Here is a 17,034-nt window from a genome sequence, read left to right as displayed (position 1 = left end):
CCTGAGCGAGTATTGCTATTGTCCGGCCTTCACGGGACGCTGCCTATTCGTAGAAATTCGTAGTACCCATACGCAGCTATTTGGCGATGAAGCGGCTATGCAGGGTGGCGTGAAGTACTGGCTCAGGTAGCGCTGCGACAATGGCATGGCCAAGTTCGCGCATCAGTACGAAGCGGATGGCGCCGTCGCTCACTTTTTTGTCATGGCTCATGTGCTCCAGCCATGCTTCATAGCCCAGGTTCGGGCTGACGGTAGGCAAGCCGGCGGCGTGCAGCAGGGCTTCGATGCGGCTGACGTCGCTGTCATTCAGATAGCCCAGCTGGCGGGAGGCTTCTGCCGCCAGCATCATGCCGCCTGCCACGGCCTCGCCGTGCAGCCATGTGCCAAACCCCAGTCCGGCTTCGATAGCATGGCCAAAGGTATGACCCAGGTTAAGCAAGGCACGTACCCCGCTTTCGCGCTCGTCCTGGCTCACGATATCTGCCTTCATGGCACAGCAGCGGCGTACTGCTTCGGCTAGCACGGTTTTATCCTTGGCCCGCAGCGCAGCCATATGCTCTTCCAGCCAGCTGATAAAGCCGGCGTCGCCCAGCAGGCCGTATTTGATCACCTCGGCCAGGCCTGCCGACAGCTCGCGCTCCGGCAGGGTATCCAGCAGCATCATGTCGGCGATCACCACTTTGGGCTGATAAAACGCGCCAATCATGTTTTTGCCCTGCGGGTGATTGATGGCAGTTTTGCCCCCGACCGACGAATCCACTTGCGAGAGCAGGGTGGTGGGCACCTGGATGAATGGTACGCCGCGCTGGTAGCACGCTGCAGCAAACCCCACCATGTCCCCGATGACGCCACCCCCCAGAGCAATCAGGGTAGTGCTGCGCTCGCACTTATTATTCAGCAAGGCATCAAAGATCAGGTTCAGGGTTTCCCAGGTTTTGAAGTCTTCGCCGTCGGGCAGGGTGACGGTGAGAATGCTGACCCCGTGCTGCTCCAGTGCCGCTTTCAGTGGTGCCAGATAAAGTGGGGCGACCGTGGTATTGCTGATGATCACCGCCTTCTTCTGCTTCAGGTAGGGTAGCAGCAGTTCGGCATTGCCCAGGATGTGCTGGCCGATGTGAATGGGGTAGCTAGTGTCTGGCAGGGAAAGGTTGAGCGTGATCATGGCGTTTTAGCGGGTTTTGCTTTGAAGGGATAGCAGCCGTTGTTCCAGCCGGTGAATCAGTACGTTGACGTTCTGGTGCGAGGTGTCTATCACGATGTCGGCGATTTCACGGTAGAGCGGGTCGCGCACGGCAAATAGCTGTTCTAGCTTACTGCGTGGGTCTGCGGTTTGTAGCAGGGGGCGGCTCTTGTCATGCTGGGTACGGGCCAGGATGTCGTCTATCTGGGCTCGCAGGTAAATCACGGTGCCGTGCTTGCGCAGTGCCTGGCGATTCTCTGGTGCCAGGATGGCGCCACCACCGGTGGCCAGTATGATGCCCTGCAGCTGGCACAGCTCGGCGATGGTATCGCGTTCGCGTTCGCGGAATTTCGGCTCACCTTCGATATCAAAAATCGTGGTGATGCGCACACCGGTACGACGCTCGATTTCATGGTCAGAGTCGTAGAAGGTTTTGCCCGTGTGCCTTGCCAGTGTGCGGCCAACCGTGGTTTTGCCCGAGCCCATCAGGCCCACCAGAAAAAAATTGCCTGCCAGTTCCATGGCAGGCATTGTATCGGATGACTTCATGACGTGTCTGCTAGCTTAGCGGCTGATGAACTCATTCTCCACGATACGCGGTGTTATGAAAACCAGCAGTTCACGGCGATTACTGGTATTGGAGTTGTTACGGAACAAGGCCCCTACCACAGGCAGGTCGCCCAGTAGAGGCACACGGTTTTCTACCGTGTTCTGTTCCTGGATATAAATGCCACCAATCACTACAGTGCCGCCATTTTCTACACGCACCTCGGTATCGACAGTCTTGTTGTCGATGGCCGGGTTTTCGCCTACTTTCAGCTTGGTGTTGGGCGTGTCTTTGGTGATATTCAGCTTCAGCACAATATCATCTTCAGGTGTCACCTGCGGGGTGACGGACAAGCTCAGGTTGGCCTTCTTGAAGGTGGTGGACGATTTGCCATTTTCGTCGACGGTCTGGTAGGGGATTTCGGTCCCTTCCGTGATAGTAGCCTTGGTGCGGTCTGCGGTGAGAATACGCGGGCTGGAGACTACCTTGCCGCGGTCTTCAGCCTGCATGGCCGAAAGTTCCAGGCCAATAATCGAGCTGGCGCCCTTGAAAATGGCTGCAATCGACGCACCAGACAGCGAGGATGGCAGGCTGACGTTCGGGTTGAAGGTAACGTCTCCATCGGGAATGCCGCCAAGGGGGATCTTGGTGCCATTGGCCAGCGAGCCTACCGAGGTGTCGCCGCCGGCCCGTGTGTATTGCAGCCGCACGCCCAGGTCACGCTGGAAGTTGTCTTTGGCTTCGACAATACGCGCCTCGATGAGCACCTGGCGTAGTGGCATGTCCAGCGTCTGTATCACCTTGCGGATTTCCTCGATCACGGAAATGCGCTCGCGGATGATGATCTTGTTGGAACGCGGGTCAACCAGAATGGCGGCCTTGGTGCTGTTGCTGGTGCTGCTGCTACCTTGGGCCGAAGTGCTACTTTCACTGTAGAAGCCGGCCAGGTCTTTCAGTGCTTCGCGAATTTCTTCGGCGGCGCGGTATTTGATCTGGAAGGTTTCGGTAATGATGGGCTCATTGGTGGTACGCTGCTTTTGCGATTCGGCAGCCTGGCGCTCTATGGCCAGCAGCTCTTCACGCGGTGCGATGCGTACCACGTTGCCGATCTGGCGTTTTTCCAGGTTTTTCTGCGCCAGGATCAGGTCCAGTGCCTGGTCCCAGGGCACGTCTTTCAGGCGCAGCGTCAGCGTGCCGTTGACCGAGTCGCTGGTAATGATGTTCATGCCGGTAAACTCGGCGATGACCTGCAACAGGGAGCGTACTTCCACGTTCTGGAAGTTCAGCGACAGTTTTTCGCCTTTGTAGTTGGCTTTGCCCTGGGCCTGGAGTGCGGTTTCCACTTCTTCTGCCGAGCTCTTTCGCACTTCGACTACCAGTCGTTTGTCGGTCTGGTAGGAGGAGTAGGCCCAGTCGCCTTCGGATTGCACGGCGATACGGCTGCCACTGCCCTGGTTTGTGGCGTCGATTCGGCGTGCCGGGGTGGCAAAGTCGGTAACGTCCAGGCGCCGCTCCAGATGGCGCGGTACTTTCACGCCTGCCAGGTCGATGATGACGGACTTGCCTTCGCGTTTGATATCGACTGGGGTATTGGCACTGTTCAGGTCGATCAGGATGCGTGCCTCGCCGTTGTCACCGCGTTTGAAGTCAACATTCTGCACCACGCCATTGGGTGCAATGGCGTGTGGTGCCGCAGTGACGACAGGGGGCAGGATCTCGGTCGGCGTTTCTGTGCGGCCCACGGCTGTGTTCTGCGGGCTGGCGTTGCTGGGGCCATTCAGGGTGATCAGCAGCTTGTTGTCCTGCACGACGCTGGTATAGGCGGTGGATTTGCTCAGGTTTAGTACCAGGCGTGCTTTGCCCTGACCTTCTACCAAGGTGGCGGTGTTAAGCAGGCTGGCGGCAAAGGGTAGCTGATTCTTACCGGTGAGATTACGTGTGTCGGGGAAGTCGAAGGCGACACGTGGCGGGTTCGATATGGCAAAACTGTTAGGTGCCGCTGGCAGGGCAGTATTAAAGGTCAGCGACAAAACCTGTTGATCCTGGTTGTTCTTGACCAGCTCGATACCGGTAATACCATTAGCAGCCCATACGGCCTGGGTGAGGCCGGCAAGTAACAGGGCACAAGCGAGATGCGTCAGGGTCATTGTTTTCATGGTGTTTTTCCTTGTTCCTGAAGCAGGTAGAGGCTGTTGTCCTGTTTTACCCACTCGCCGTTCACATCCTCGACTGTTTCTTCCAGTTTGATTTCGGTTTCTGCCACCGAGCGCACGATGCCGTAGTTGGGGCCGATGAAGCTACCCGTGCGAACACGGTAGATCCCCCCTTCCGGCGTCTGGATCAGCCCCAGCCGTTCCGATTTCAGTAATATGGTGCCGACCAGTTTGAGCTTGTCCAGCTCGTAATTTTCCAGTATCTCGCGCGGCCTGCCAGTATCGGGCAGATTACCCGCCGTATTCTTGCGTGCCACCTGCAGGCGGTTGGTTTCAAACGGTGAAACCAGGTCTTGCCCGCGGTACTGATACGGTTTGTAGGGTTCGATCTGTGGCAGTGGCTCCACCTGGCCGTGCAAGCCGCTGCCGGCTTGCTGCATCCATTGCTCCAGATCGTCTTGTTCGGTAAAGCTGCAGCCTGCCAGCAGGAACAGCAGTGGAATGAGTCGCGTCATGATCATTTCGGTGCAGAGAGTTTCTCTTCTGCCTCCAGCGCGCGATAGGTTTTAGCGGTGGCCATCATGACCAGACGGCTGAGTTTGGCATCACCCACCGGGGTGAGCGAAATGTCGCTGATGGTGACAATGCGGGAGAGCTGGGACACGTCGGTAACAAATGCTGCCAGCTCGTTATAGGTGCCGGTCAGGCGGATCTGAATGGGCAGCTCGGCCATCTGGTCGGTTTTGACTTCGCCTGCGGGTCGGAATAGCTCGAATTGCAAGCCGCGGCCAATACCGGCTTGGTTGATCTCGGTCAGCAGCGAGTCCATCTCGGACTTGGTAGGCAGCTGTTTGAGCAGGGTGCCAAACGAGACTTCAATCTGCTTTAGCTGGTTTTCCAGTGCGACCAAGTTGCTGGCCTGGCGCTTTTTGTCGACGAAAGTCTGGCGTAGCTGTTCTTCCTGCAGACGGGCCTGTTCGATTTCATCCTGAACCGACGAAAACACCGCCAGGTAGGCGGCACCCAGTACCAGCAAAACCAGCAGGCACAGAGCCGCGAGCTGGCCGGGAAGCGGCCAGTTGGGCATGTCCTTGAAATCAAGGTTGCGCACGTCGTCTAGGGTCATTGTGGTGCTCCGGTGCTGGGTGCGTGCTGGGCTCTTAGCGCCACGCTCAGGCTGAACTGGTTGGCGCGTATCTTGTCCACGTTGGCCGCACTGACCTCGATCAGCACTGGTTCGGCAAAGGTACCGGACTCGGCCAGGTTACGCATGAAAGCCGATACGCGCGCGCTGGACAGAGAGTAGCCACTGAGTGCAATGCTACTGCCTGTCTGGCGGAAGTCTTTCAGGTACACCCCTTCCGGTACGAGGCGGATGAGTTCGTCAAAAATGTATACCGCTTGGGTTCGGTCAAACTGCAGTTTTTCTACCAGCTGCTTACGCGATAGCAAAACGGCTTTCTTCTGGCGTAGCGACTCGATATTGCTGAGTTTGCTGTTGATTTTGTTGATTTCTGTTTCCAGGCGCTGGTTACGCGCCAGCTGGCTGGCTTTCTGGTCTTCCAGCGCCATGTGGCACAGGTAAGTCACGCCCAAGGCGAGCAAGATGCTGCCCAGTAGCAGAGTCTGGAAGCGTTTGCGGTGGGCAGCCTTTTTCTGTTCGCGATGCGGCAGCAGGTTAATGCGGATCATCTAGTCAAATCTCCGCAGGGCCAAGCCGCATGATACCAGCAGCGATGGCGCGTCTAGTAGTAACGCCTTCAGCTGTATGCCCGGTGCCTGTGTCATGGTGGTAAACGGGTTGGCAATCATGGTGCTGATCTGTGTACGGTTCAGAATGGCGTCATCCAGGCCGGACAGCATGCTGCAGCCACCGGCTAGCAGGATGTAGTCCACGCGCAGATATTGCGACACGCTTACCGTGGTGTAGAAAAACTGCAAGGCACGCTGGATTTCCTGCGCGAGCGAATCCACAAATGGGTAAAGCAGCTCGGCCTCGTAGCCGTCTGGCAGCGACATGCTGCGTTTGCCGGCTTCGGCTTCTTCGTAGGTATAGCCATAGCGGCGCTGGATATCGCGTGTCAGCTGTACGCCACCAAACACCTGTTCGCGGTAGTAAAGCTGCTGGCCGTTACGGATGACCGAGCAGTGTATTTTGCTGGCGCCGATATCGAACAGGGCAAAGGTCTGGTTCATGCCTTGATCAGGCAGCTGCTGCTGAATCTGCTCGAAGGCGGTCATCATGGCAAAGGCGTCGATATCGACAATTTCTACCTTCAGGCCGGCCATCTCGGCTACCGCCACGCGTTCTTCCACTTTCTCTTTGCGGGAAGCGCAAATCATGACGTCCAGGTCGTCTGCACTATTGCTGGATGGCCCCAGCACCTGATAGTCCAGATTGACTTCATCCAGCGGGAAAGGGATGTACTGGTTGGCTTCATTTTCTACCTGCATTTCCAGGTCGTCCCCCAGCGCGGCGGCGGGTACCAGGATTTTCTTGTAGATGGCCATGGACGTAGGCAGGGCAATGGCTGCGCGGCGTGTCGGGGAGCCCAGGCGGTGCCAGGCGCGACGGATAGCATCGGCTACCTCGTCCATATTATTGATGTTGCCGTCGGTAATCAGGTCTTTGGCCAGCGGTTCCACCACGTAGCGTTCCAGCTGCGGGGTGCGTCCGCTGCGGCTGAGTTCTACCATTTTGATGGAGGTGGAGCTGATGTCCAGGCCAAGCATGGATTGGCGTGATGAGGGGAGCCAACTGCTGAATAGCTGTTGAAGGCGGTTTCTATCGAAACGACTTTTTTCTCCAGGCATCATTATCAGGTGCCGCCGTAATCGGCTGGTCACCAACCTCCTTGTTGCAGTGCACACCGGGGTGTACGTTTGCTATTCGTCTTAAGGCGCCACCTTGCGGTTATAATGCGCCATCACTTTTATAGGCTAGAACAATGATGCTCCAGCGCTTTTTTACCGTTACCGCAGGCCTGCTTGCCGGCTTGGCCGTTATTGTAGCGGGCCTGATGCTGATTGCCGTGGTGATTACCTATCCACGCTTGCCCAGCCTGGATGTACTGACCGACTATCGTCCCAAGATGCCACTGCGTGTCTATTCTGCCGATAATGTCCTGATTGGCGAATTCGGTGAAGAGCGCCGCTCTTTTACCCGCATCCAGGATGTGCCGCAGCATATGAAACAGGCACTGTTGGCCGCAGAAGACGAACGCTTTTACCAGCATGGCGGTATTGATTATCTGGGCGTGTTGCGTGCTGCAGTTGGCAATATAGTATCCGGTCGCGCGCACTCTGGTGCAAGCACCATTACTATGCAAGTGGCAAAAAATTTCTTCTTATCCAGCGAGCGCACGTTCACGCGAAAATTCAATGAAGCGCTGCTGGCGTTCAAGATTGAGCATACTTTATCGAAAGACCAGATCTTAGAACTGTATATCAATCAAATCTACCTCGGACAGCGTGCTTACGGCTTTTCTGCGGCCGCGCAAGCCTATTATGGCAAGCCTTTGGCCAATCTGAGCGTGGCCGAAATGGCCATGCTGGCGGGTTTGCCCAAAGCCCCTTCCAGCTACAACCCTGTTGTTAATCCGGAACGTGCGCGCTTGCGCCAGCTGTATGTGTTGCGCCGCATGCACGAGCTGCGCTTTATCAATGGTGACGAATACGAGCAGGCCAAGGCCGAGCCCACGGTATTGGCCAAGCCCACGCTGGAGGCCAGTCTACCTGCGCAGTACATGGCCGAAATGGTGCGCCAGGCCATGTATGGCCGCTACAAAGAGGCGGCGTATACCGAGGGCTATCGCGTGTACACCACGCTGGACAGCAAGCATCAGCAGTGGGCATTCGATTCGCTGCGTGCCGGCCTGATAGACTATGACCGCCGCCAGGCTTATCGTGGCCCGGAAGCGTTTACCGACCTGTCTGCCATTGCACCGGATGAGCTGGAAGAGGCGCTGGACGAGTCGCTGGCTGCCATTCGCGACAGCGGCAATATGCAGCCGGCCATCGTGCTGGCTGCGAGCCCGTCGCGCGTACGCGTGTACCTGCGCGGCGGCAAAAAAGTAGACATCACCGGTAGTGGCCTGAGCTTTGCCCGCTCTGCGCTCTCCGAGCGCGTTACACCGGCACAGCGCCTGCGCCCCGGTGCCCATGTGCGGGTGGTGCAGGATGCCAAGGGTGGCTGGCAGATTACCCAGATGCCCGAGGTAGAAGGCGGCTTTGTCTCGATGGACCCGCGTACTGGCGCCATCCGTTCGCTGGTGGGCGGTTTTGATTTTAACCGCAGCCCGTTCAACCACGTGACCCAGGCTATCCGTCAGCCGGGCTCCACCTTTAAACCGTTTATTTACTCCGCTGCGCTGGACCGGGGCTTTACACCTTCCACCATGATCAACGATGCGCCGATCACGGTAGACCCGCAAACCATAGGCGGCCAGAGCTGGGACCCGAAAAACGATGATGGCCGCTATGCGGGCATGATTACCATGCGCCGGGCGCTGGCCTTGTCCAAGAACCTGGTGTCTATCCGTATCCTGATGTCCATCGGTACCGATTTTGGCCAGCAGTACGTGCAGCATTTCGGTTTTGACGGCAAGAATATCCCGGCCTATCTCACCATGGCGCTGGGGGCAGGTACCGCCACGCCCATGCAAATTGCCGAAGGCTACTCGGTGTTTGCCAACGGTGGCTTCCGCACCCGCGCCTACTTCATCGACCGTATCGAAGACGCAGGTGGCCGTGTGCTGGCGCGCACACTGCCCGCTATCGCCGGGCAGAATGCCCCGCAGGCCATCGACCCGCGCAATGCATTCATTATCAGCAACATGATGCGCGATGTAGTGCGTTACGGTACGGCCAACCGTGCCATGGCGCTGGGTCGCAACGATATCGCGGGCAAGACCGGCACGACCAACGATTTCCGTGATGCGTGGTTTGCCGGTTTCAATCCGAATCTGGTGGCAGTGACCTGGGTAGGTTTTGACCAGCCGCGTAGCCTGGGGCGTTACGGTTATGGTGGCACCGCCGCCTTGCCGATCTGGGTCAATTACATGAGCAATGCGCTGAAAGGTGTGCCGGATGTCGAGCTGCCGCCGCCTGCCGGCGTGGTGGTGAAACCGGGGGCCGGTTTGCGCGGCAATGATGAGTATTACCTGGAAGAATTCCAGCGTACCAACCCTGAGCTGCGTATCAATAACCGTGGTTCGGTACCGGGTGCTGACCGTAGTGAAGATAGTGACGCATCCGGTGCCGGTGCCGAGGAGCCGGCGGCACCTGTGCAAGATGCAGTGGAGAACGTGAAAGACCAGCTGTTCTAAAAGGCGGTAAACACACTGATCTGCTGGATAGAACAATCCCCGGCTTGCCGGGGATTGTTCTATCTGCTTGAACTGCAATAGTTTTTCTGGTTGCTGTCACCGGTGGTGGCTGCAGGTATGCCCATGGGCTGGTGCAGGCGGCAGGCCTGGCCGCCCTTTACACTATAATAGTGCCAGCAGGTTTTCTGGTGGCCGCCCGATAGCGGCTTTGCCGTTGCTCACCGCCAGTGGGCGCTCGATCAGCTTGGGGTGGGCCAGCATGGCCTGGATCAGGTGCTTGTTTTCCAGTGTCACGTCGTCCAGGTGCAGGGCGGCGTATTCTTCTTCCTTCTTGCGCATCATGCTGCGCGGGTCCCCCCCCAGCATGGCGATGATGGCGGCCAGCTCGTCGGCCGATGGCGGGGTTTTCAGGTACTCGATCACCTCCAGCTGGGCGCCGTGCTGTTGCAGCAGTTGCAAGCCTTCGCGGGATTTCGAGCAGCGCGGGTTGTGGTAGTAACGAATCATGATGCTTTCCATGTGCTGCGAGAGTGTCACTTTTATATCGCAGTTTTCTGGGCAAGAAAGTCTTTTTTTACATGTCTGATTCATCTAACCGCCGTTTTGGCGTGCTGGCGCTGATGCTGGCCGCTTTGGCATCGCTGGGGCCGTTCTCCATCGATACCTTTTTGCCGGCCATGCACGAAATGGGGGCTTCGCTGGGGGCATCACCCATCGAAATGCAGCAAACCCTGTCGATCTACCTGTTTTGCTATGCCGTGATGATGCTGTGGCACGGTGCCATTTCCGACTCGGTCGGCCGCCGTGCGGTGATTATGGCGTCCACGCTGGTGTTCGCCGTGGCCTCGGTAGGCTGCGCGCTGGCCCCCAACCTGGGTATCTTGCTGTTGTTCCGTGGCCTGCAGGGCCTGTGTGGCGGTGCCGGGCTGGTAGTAGGGCGGGCGATCATCCGCGATACCTTCCACGGCCACGATGCGCAGCGCATGATGTCGCAGGTCACCATGCTGTTTTCCTTGTCGCCGGCCATCGCACCGCTGATCGGCGGCATGCTGTTCGGGGCCCTGGGCTGGCGTGCCATCTTTGTGTTCCTGGCCCTGCTGGGGGTGGTGATCTTTGCCTTGTGCTGGCGTGCCCTGCCGGAAACGCACCCGGTGGCGGCGCGTACGCCATTTGCGTGGCGACAGCTGCTGGCCAATTATCTGGAGGTTGGCCGCAAGCGCGAGTTCCAGCTGCTGGCGCTGGCGGTGTCGTGCAATTTTGCCGGCTTTTTCGTGTACATCCCGTCGGCACCGGTGTTCGTCATGCAGCACCTGGGCTTGGGGCATAACGATTTTCTGTGGATGTTCGGCCCCATCGTGTCCGGCATCATGTTTGGCGCGTTTCTGTCCGGCAAGCTGGCCGGGCGGCGCGATACCCGCACCATCGTCAATATCGGCTATGTGCTGATGTTTACCGCCACGGCGGCCAACTTGCTGCAGGCTTTCCTGATGACGCCGTCGGTGCCGTGGGCAGTATTGCCGCTGGCGCTGTACACCACTGGGATGTCGATGTCGGCACCGTCGATGACACTGACGCTGATGGACCAGTTTCCGCACCTGCGCGGCACGGTGTCGTCGGTGCAGGGCTTTGTGCAGACCATGTTTTCCACGCTGCTGGCCGGGGTGATTTCACCGTTGGTATGGGGTAGCGTGCAGAGCCTGGCGCTGACCATGCTGGGCTTCCTGGTGGCGGGCTTTGTGCTGCGCAGCGCTTATCGCCGCCGTATCCTGCGGCCGGTGTAATCAGCAGGCTTTTACCAGTACCGGCTGCAGCACGCGTTGCAGCTCGGCCGGTGCCATGCCCACCAGAAAACCGCGCTTGCCACCGTTGATGTAGATCCGTTCCAGCCCGGCAATGCCGGCTTCCATATACACCGGCAGCTTGCTCTTGGTGCCAAACGGGCTGGTGCCACCTACCTGGTAGCCGCTGTGCTTGTCGGCGGTTTTCGGGTCGCACGGCGTGATCTTCTTGGCGCCGATCTGCTTGGCCAGCACGCCGGTGGCCACTTCGCGGTCACCGTGCATCAGCACCACCAGCGGCTTGCGCAGCTCGTCCTCCATGATCAGCGTCTTGATCACCGCGTGCTCGTCTACGCCCAGCTCGCGCGCCGACACGCGGGTGCCGCCTTTTTCTTCGTATTTGTACAGATGCTCGGTATAGGCCACCTGGTGTTCGCGCAGCATGCGCACCGCCTGGGTGACCGGGGCTTTTTCCTTGGACATGGCTATCGATAGGGCAGGGTAAGACAGGGCGCTATTGTACCCGCGGCCCCATGGTTGGCCGCAAGCGCCACCACAGCCGCAGCCCCAGCAGCAGCCCCAGTACCGCCGCGTACAACAGCGGCTCGGTGAGATCGCGTTTGACCAGCCACAGGTAGTGGATCACCGCCAGCACCGCCAGCAGGTAGACCAGCCGGTGCAGCTGGCCCCAGCGCCGCTTCAGCCGCCGCAGCCAGCCGTCGGTCGAGGTGATGGCCAGCGGCAATAGCAGCGCAAACGCCGCCATGCCGACGGTAATGAACGGGCGCTTGATGATGTCGTGCACGATGGCGGGCCAGTCGAACAGCTGGTCCAGCCACAGGTAGATCAGCAAGTGCACGCTGGCGTAAAAGAAAGCATACAGCCCCAGCATGCGGCGCAGGCGCAGCAGCCATCCGGGCGCGCCCAGGCGGCGCAACGGGGTAACGGCCAGGCCAGCCAGCAGCAGGTTCAGCGCCCAGCTGCCGCTGTCGCGGGTGAGCGTTTCCACCGGGTTCACCGCCTGGCCGCCAAGAGCCTGCCACAGGCTGATGGCCAGCGGCAGCAGGCACAGCACGAACAGCAGCGCCTTGATGCGGCCAACCGTGGCCGTGCTGGGGTTGGAGAGCAAGGTTGGCCGCATCAGAAGTTTTTCACCAGATCCATGCCGCGGTACAGGCCGGCTACCTGGTCGGCGTAACCGTTGAATGGCAGCGTCTTGCGTTTCAGGAACTCGCCGATGCGCCGTTCGCTGGCCTGGCTCCAGCGCGGGTGGTCTACCGCCGGATTCACATTGGAGTAAAAGCCGTACTCGCTGGGCGCCGCCATATTCCAGCTGGTAGGCGGCTGCTTTTCCAGCAGCGTGATGCGGCTGATGGACTTGATGCTCTTGAAACCGTACTTCCACGGAACCACCAAGCGCACCGGCGCGCCATTCTGGCCGGGCAGCGCCTCGCCATACAAGCCTACCGCCAGGATGGTGAGCGGGTGCATGGCCTCGTCGATGCGCAGGCCTTCGCGGTACGGCCAGTCCAGCACGCGGCGCGCCACGCCGGGCATCTCGCCGGGGCGCAGCGCGGTTTCGAACGCCACGTATTTGGCGCGGCTGGTCGGGTCCACCTGTTTGAGCAAACTGGCCAGCGGAAAGCCCACCCACGGGATCACCATGCTCCAGCCTTCCACGCAGCGCAGGCGGTAGATGCGTTCTTCCAGCGGAAACTTCAGCAGTTCCTCGATGCTGAAGCTGTGCGGTTTGCCCGCTTCGCCGCCTACCGCTACCGTCCACGGCCGCGTTTTCAGGCGGCCGGCGTGGATGGCCGGTTCGTCCTTGCCGGTGCCAAACTCGTAATAATTGTTGTAGCTGGTAATGTCCTGGCGGCTATTGGGCTTTTCGGCAGTGGAATAGCCACTTTTACTGGCAGGCAGGGCGGCGATGGACGCCACGGGTAACAGCAGGCCCGCGCTACCCAGCATGAACTGGCGGCGGTTCAGGTACACACTGTGCGGGGTAATCTCGGAAGGCAGGATGTCGGTGGCGCGGCGTATCAGCATGGCGTGGGCTCCAGGAGGTATCGGCAATGAGTCGGATACCGTGGGCGAATCTGACAGCGCCAGCGCAGAAAAATTCGCTACAGGCGAATCCCCGCCAGTGCCAGGCCCAGAAACAGGACGCCGCTGACCAGCAGGGCAATGGCCAGGGTATGCACAAACTCGTGTACGGTGGCACGCTGCTGGCGGTTCAGCAGCCAGCGCACCACCATCACCAGCACCATGCATAGCAGGGCCAGACGAAACAGGCGACCTATCATCAAAAGCATCCTTAGCGCAGAGGCCACGATTATTGGCAGCGACAGGACAGGTGCGCAAGCCAGCGATGCCTATATAATCGCAGCATTGCCTAGGAGAAGCCTTGAAAAAGGGGTGGCAGAGCCGCAAAGGCCGCCCGTAGCCCAGCTACCCGCCCCTGGCCGACTATCAAAGAGACAACCATGTCCAGTAATGCATCCTCTGTCGGTATTGTCAGCGCGCAGCGCGCGCTGTTCGAGACACCGCTGCCGCTTGCCGGCGGTACGGTGTTGCCCAGCTACGAGCTGGTGTTTGAAACCTACGGCCAGCTGAACGCGGCACGCAGTAACGCCATCCTGATCTGCCACGCGCTGTCCGGCCACCACCATGTGGCCGGCCGCTACAGCGAAGACGATAAAGCCGCCGGCTGGTGGGACAATATGATCGGCCCCGGCAAGCCCATCGATACCAACCGTTTTTTTGTGGTCGGGCTAAACAACCTGGGCGGCTGCCACGGCAGTACCGGCCCGTCCAGTATCGACCCGGCCAGCGGCCAGCCGTGGGGCTCGCGCTTTCCGGTGGTCACAGTACCCGACTGGGTCACGGCGCAGGCCCGCCTGGCCGACCGTCTGGGCGTGGAGCGCTGGGCGGCGGTGATCGGCGGCAGCCTGGGCGGCATGCAGGCGCTGCAGTGGAGCATCAATTACCCAGAGCGCGTGGCCAACGCGCTGGTGATCGCCTCGGCGCCCAAGCTGTCGGCGCAGAACATCGCCTTCAACGACGTAGCCCGCCAGGCCATCATCACCGACCCCGATTTCTGCGGCGGCGACTTCTACGCCCAGGGCACCATCCCGCGCCGCGGCCTGCGCCTGGCGCGCATGCTGGGCCACATCACCTATCTGTCCGACGACGGCATGGGCGAGAAATTCGGCCGCATGCTGCGCTCCGGCGAGTACAAGTTCGGCTACGACGTCGAGTTCGAGATCGAGAGCTACCTGCGCTACCAGGGCGACAAGTTTTCCGACTACTTCGACGCCAATACCTACCTGCTGATGACCAAGGCGCTGGACTACTTCGACCCGGCCAAGGATTACGGTGGCGACCTGGTGGCGGCACTGCAGCGCGCCACGGCCAACTTCCTGGTGGCCAGCTTTACCAGCGACTGGCGCTTCTCGCCGGAACGCTCGCGCGAGACGGTGAAGGCGCTGATCGCCGCCGGCAAGCGCGTGGCCTACGCCGAAATCGAATCTGTACACGGCCACGATGCCTTCCTGATGACCGACGAACCCTATATGAACCTGATGCGTGCCTACCTGCAGCGCGTTGCCGTGGAGGTTGCCGCATGAGCCAGCCCGTTTCCGCCCTGCGCCCCGACCTGCAAATGATCGCCGACTGGGTCAGCCCCGGCAGCCGCGTACTCGACCTGGGTTGCGGCGAAGGCGACCTGCTGGCCTGGCTGCAGGCCCACAAGCAGGTGTCCGCCTACGGCGTGGACTTTGATGTGAACAATGTGGTGCGCTGCGTGGCGGCCAACGTCAACGCCATCCAGGGCGACCTGGAAGCCGGCCTGGCCGAGTTTGCCGACCAGCGCTTCGACCACGTGGTGCTGTCGCAAACCATTCAGGCCATGCACAACACCGAGCAGATTTTGCTGGAAATGCTGCGCGTTGGCCGCGAAGCCATCGTTACCTTCCCCAACTTCGGTTACTGGGAAAACCGCTGGCAGATCCTCAAGGGCCGCATGCCGGTGTCCGACGACATGCCCTACCAGTGGTACAACACCCCCAACATCCACTGGTGTATGCTCGGCGACTTTGACGAACTGTGCGCCAAGAACGGCCTGCGCGTGCTGGAGCGGGTGGTGATGACCGGCGGCCGCCGCGTGACCTTTTTGCCCAATCTGCGCGGCAGTCTGGCGTTTTACCGCGTCACGCGCGGCTAGGCAGCAACCGACATGGCGCTTCGGCGCCATTTTTCATCGATAACAACAAAAACGGGAGGAGCGGATGCGCGATATCCGGCAGCAGGGCGCGTGGCGCATGCTGATGATCTGGGTGCTGGGCTTTGCCAGCGGCTTGCCACTGGCGCTGTCCGGCACCGCCATGCAGGCGTGGCTGACGCTGGACGGCATCGATGTGGCCACCATCGGCTTTCTGAGCCTGGTGGGGCTGCCGTATACCTTCAAGTTCCTGTGGGCGCCGCTGATGGACCGCTTCGAGCCGCCGTGGCTGGGCCGCCGCCGTGGCTGGCTGGTGCTCACCCAGCTGGGCCTGGCCGCCGTGCTGCTGGCCATGTCCGGCATGCAGCCGGCCCGCGACGTGCAGGGCTTTGCCTTGCTGGCGGTGCTGCTGTCTTTCCTGTCCGCCTCGCAGGACGTGGTGATCGACGCCTACCGTACCGACGTGGTGCAGCCGGCCGAGCGCGGCCTGGCGTCGTCGCTGGGCGTGTTCGGCTACCGGCTGGCCATGGTGCTGTCCGGCGGTATCGCCATGGTGTGGGCCGACCCGCTCAATGGCAACGGCTGGAGCTGGGGCACTGTCTATCAGGTGATGGCCGCCATCATGTTGGCCGCCGCCGTCATCTCGCTGCTGTTTGTACCGCCGGTACCCAAGGACAACGTGGCGCCGGTCAGCGACGCGCGCAACGACCTGAAAGGCTTTGCCGCCGTGCTGCTGGCGGTGGTCATCGGCTACCAGTTCACCGCCCACGTGGCGGCGCCGCTGGCCGAACGTGTGGTGGCACCGTTCTACCCGGCGGTGGCCGAGGCACCGGCCAGCCCTGCGGCCAACCCTGCGCCTGCTACGCCTGTTGCCAGCGCGGTAGTCGCCAAAGCTGCCGAGGCCGCCAAGCCTGCGGCGGACAAGAGCGACAAGAAAGGCAACCCCAACCAGAAGAAGTGGGTAGATCTGCTATCGCTGCTGCTGGGCATGGCCTTCACGCTGCCGCTGGCATGGTGGGCGGCGCAAAAGGCAAGGTTCGATACGCTGAACCGCTCGCTGGGCAACTACTTCAGCATGGAAGCCGCGGGTGCCTTTCTGGCGCTGATCATCCTGTACAAGCTGGGCGACGCCTTTGCCGGCGCGCTGACTACTACCTTCCTGCTGAAGGGGGCCGGCTTTGCCCAGGCCGAGATTGGCGTGGTGAACAAGGTGATCGGTATCTGGCTCACCATCGTCGGCGCGCTGGCCGGTGGCGCGCTGATGCTGCGCCTGGGCCTGTACCGCTCGCTGATGGCCTTCGGCGTGCTGCAGCTGCTGTCCAATCTGGGCTTCTGGCTGGTGGCGGTATCGGGTAAGGGCGCGTGGGGCAGCTTTACGCTGCCGGCTTTCGACTGGCTGATCGTGGCGCTGAAAAGCAGTAGCGATGTGGACTACCTGCTGCTGTTCGCGGTGGCGGTGGAAAACCTGTCCAGTGGTATGGGCACCGCCGCTTTCGTGGCCTTCCTGATGGCGTTGTGCAACCAGAAATTCACCGCCACCCAGTTTGCGCTGCTGTCGGCCTTCTCTGCCGTTGGCCGCGTGTGGGTGGGGCCGCTGGCCGGCGTGCTGACCGAAAGCATAGGCTGGCCGGCGTTCTTCCTGTTCTCCACCGCCGCGGCGCTGCCTGGCCTGCTGATGCTGGCACGGCTGAAGTCGCGCATCCAGGCGCTGGACGTACCCAAAGGGCCGGTGGCGCTGGACGATTAGCCGGCCCTGTTGCAGGCAAACAAAGCGCGATGCCGCCTGCGGGCGGCATTTTCTTGCCCGCCAGCCGGCTTTTACTTATC

At 60.4% G+C, this 17,034-nt stretch carries 17 protein-coding genes; 5 read left to right on the top strand and 12 right to left on the bottom strand.

Translation table 11 applies throughout. The annotated features are described in order from the left end of the window. Positions 1–76 precede the first annotated feature (76 nt). From aroB to PQU95_RS12635, 7 genes are read right to left on the bottom strand one after another with little or no spacing between them, the layout of a single operon-like run. The gene (gene aroB, locus PQU95_RS12665; protein ID WP_272752361.1) at positions 77–1,162 is read right to left on the bottom strand and encodes a 3-dehydroquinate synthase; all 1,086 of its coding nucleotides are present in this window, start codon (positions 1,160–1,162) and stop codon (positions 77–79) included. Between the two features lie 6 nt (positions 1,163–1,168). Continuing rightward, positions 1,169–1,711 carry a shikimate kinase AroK gene (aroK, locus tag PQU95_RS12660; protein WP_272752404.1) on the bottom strand — a complete coding sequence of 181 codons (543 nt, stop codon included), beginning with the start codon at positions 1,709–1,711 and terminating at the stop codon, positions 1,169–1,171. Between the two features lie 33 nt (positions 1,712–1,744). After that, a complete protein-coding gene (locus PQU95_RS12655; protein ID WP_272752360.1) occupies positions 1,745–3,883 on the bottom strand; it encodes a type IV pilus secretin PilQ in 2,139 nt (712 codons plus the stop codon). Then, positions 3,880–4,395, bottom strand: a complete 516-nt coding sequence (locus PQU95_RS12650) for a pilus assembly protein PilP (protein WP_272752359.1) — start codon at positions 4,393–4,395, stop codon at positions 3,880–3,882. Before PQU95_RS12650 ends, PQU95_RS12655 begins: the two co-directional genes overlap by 4 nt. A 2-nt stretch (positions 4,396–4,397) precedes the next feature. Then, a complete protein-coding gene (locus PQU95_RS12645; RefSeq protein ID WP_272752358.1) occupies positions 4,398–5,006 on the bottom strand; it encodes a type IV pilus inner membrane component PilO in 609 nt (202 codons plus the stop codon). Next, positions 5,003–5,572 (bottom strand): PilN domain-containing protein, encoded by a 570-nt coding sequence (locus tag PQU95_RS12640; RefSeq protein ID WP_272752357.1) that lies wholly within the window; start codon positions 5,570–5,572, stop codon positions 5,003–5,005. Before PQU95_RS12640 ends, PQU95_RS12645 begins: the two co-directional genes overlap by 4 nt. Further along, positions 5,573–6,613 carry a pilus assembly protein PilM gene (locus PQU95_RS12635; RefSeq protein WP_272752356.1) on the bottom strand — a complete coding sequence of 347 codons (1,041 nt, stop codon included), beginning with the start codon at positions 6,611–6,613 and terminating at the stop codon, positions 5,573–5,575. A gap of 218 nt (positions 6,614–6,831) precedes the next feature. Here PQU95_RS12635 and PQU95_RS12630 point away from each other — a divergent pair, with 218 nt between their 5' ends. Beyond that, positions 6,832–9,207 (top strand): penicillin-binding protein 1A, encoded by a 2,376-nt coding sequence (locus PQU95_RS12630; RefSeq protein ID WP_272752355.1) that lies wholly within the window; start codon positions 6,832–6,834, stop codon positions 9,205–9,207. 162 nt (positions 9,208–9,369) lie between these two features. Here PQU95_RS12630 and arsC read toward each other — a convergent pair whose 3' ends face one another. Then, a complete protein-coding gene (gene arsC, locus PQU95_RS12625; RefSeq protein ID WP_272752354.1) occupies positions 9,370–9,714 on the bottom strand; it encodes an arsenate reductase (glutaredoxin) in 345 nt (114 codons plus the stop codon). Between the two features lie 71 nt (positions 9,715–9,785). Between arsC and PQU95_RS12620 the strand changes: the two genes are divergently transcribed. Further along, the gene (locus PQU95_RS12620; RefSeq protein WP_272752353.1) at positions 9,786–10,988 is read left to right on the top strand and encodes a multidrug effflux MFS transporter; all 1,203 of its coding nucleotides are present in this window, start codon (positions 9,786–9,788) and stop codon (positions 10,986–10,988) included. Here PQU95_RS12620 and ybaK read toward each other — a convergent pair whose 3' ends face one another. The 4 genes from ybaK to PQU95_RS12600 form a co-directional block, all read right to left on the bottom strand. Beyond that, entirely contained in the window at positions 10,989–11,468 is a 480-nt protein-coding gene (gene ybaK, locus PQU95_RS12615; RefSeq protein ID WP_272752352.1) for a Cys-tRNA(Pro) deacylase, read from the bottom strand. 31 nt (positions 11,469–11,499) lie between these two features. Then, on the bottom strand, positions 11,500–12,126 hold the full coding sequence (msrQ, locus tag PQU95_RS12610) for a protein-methionine-sulfoxide reductase heme-binding subunit MsrQ (protein WP_272752351.1): 627 nt from the start codon (positions 12,124–12,126) through the stop codon (positions 11,500–11,502). Then, positions 12,126–13,034, bottom strand: a complete 909-nt coding sequence (msrP, locus tag PQU95_RS12605; protein ID WP_272752350.1) for a protein-methionine-sulfoxide reductase catalytic subunit MsrP — start codon at positions 13,032–13,034, stop codon at positions 12,126–12,128. The genes msrQ and msrP overlap by 1 nt, the downstream gene beginning before the upstream one ends. A 77-nt stretch (positions 13,035–13,111) precedes the next feature. Next, positions 13,112–13,291, bottom strand: coding sequence for a protein MIGRI (locus PQU95_RS12600; RefSeq protein ID WP_272752349.1), 180 nt, complete (start codon positions 13,289–13,291; stop codon positions 13,112–13,114). A 180-nt stretch (positions 13,292–13,471) separates the two neighbouring features. Here PQU95_RS12600 and metX point away from each other — a divergent pair, with 180 nt between their 5' ends. From metX to PQU95_RS12585, 3 genes are all read left to right on the top strand, one after another. Further along, the gene (gene metX / locus PQU95_RS12595; protein WP_272752348.1) at positions 13,472–14,614 is read left to right on the top strand and encodes a homoserine O-succinyltransferase MetX; all 1,143 of its coding nucleotides are present in this window, start codon (positions 13,472–13,474) and stop codon (positions 14,612–14,614) included. Further along, positions 14,611–15,210 (top strand): methionine biosynthesis protein MetW, encoded by a 600-nt coding sequence (gene metW / locus PQU95_RS12590; RefSeq protein WP_272752347.1) that lies wholly within the window; start codon positions 14,611–14,613, stop codon positions 15,208–15,210. Before metX ends, metW begins: the two co-directional genes overlap by 4 nt. A 64-nt stretch (positions 15,211–15,274) precedes the next feature. After that, positions 15,275–16,954: an AmpG family muropeptide MFS transporter gene (locus PQU95_RS12585; protein WP_272752346.1), complete on the top strand. Its 1,680-nt coding sequence runs from the start codon at positions 15,275–15,277 to the stop codon at positions 16,952–16,954. Positions 16,955–17,034: the final 80 nt, after the last annotated feature.

The organism is Vogesella aquatica, from assembly GCF_028548455.1.
GTDB lineage: Bacteria > Pseudomonadota > Gammaproteobacteria > Burkholderiales > Chromobacteriaceae > Vogesella > Vogesella aquatica.
Note: the sequence above shows the minus strand (reverse complement) of the source record. Positions and strands in the feature narration are given on the sequence as shown.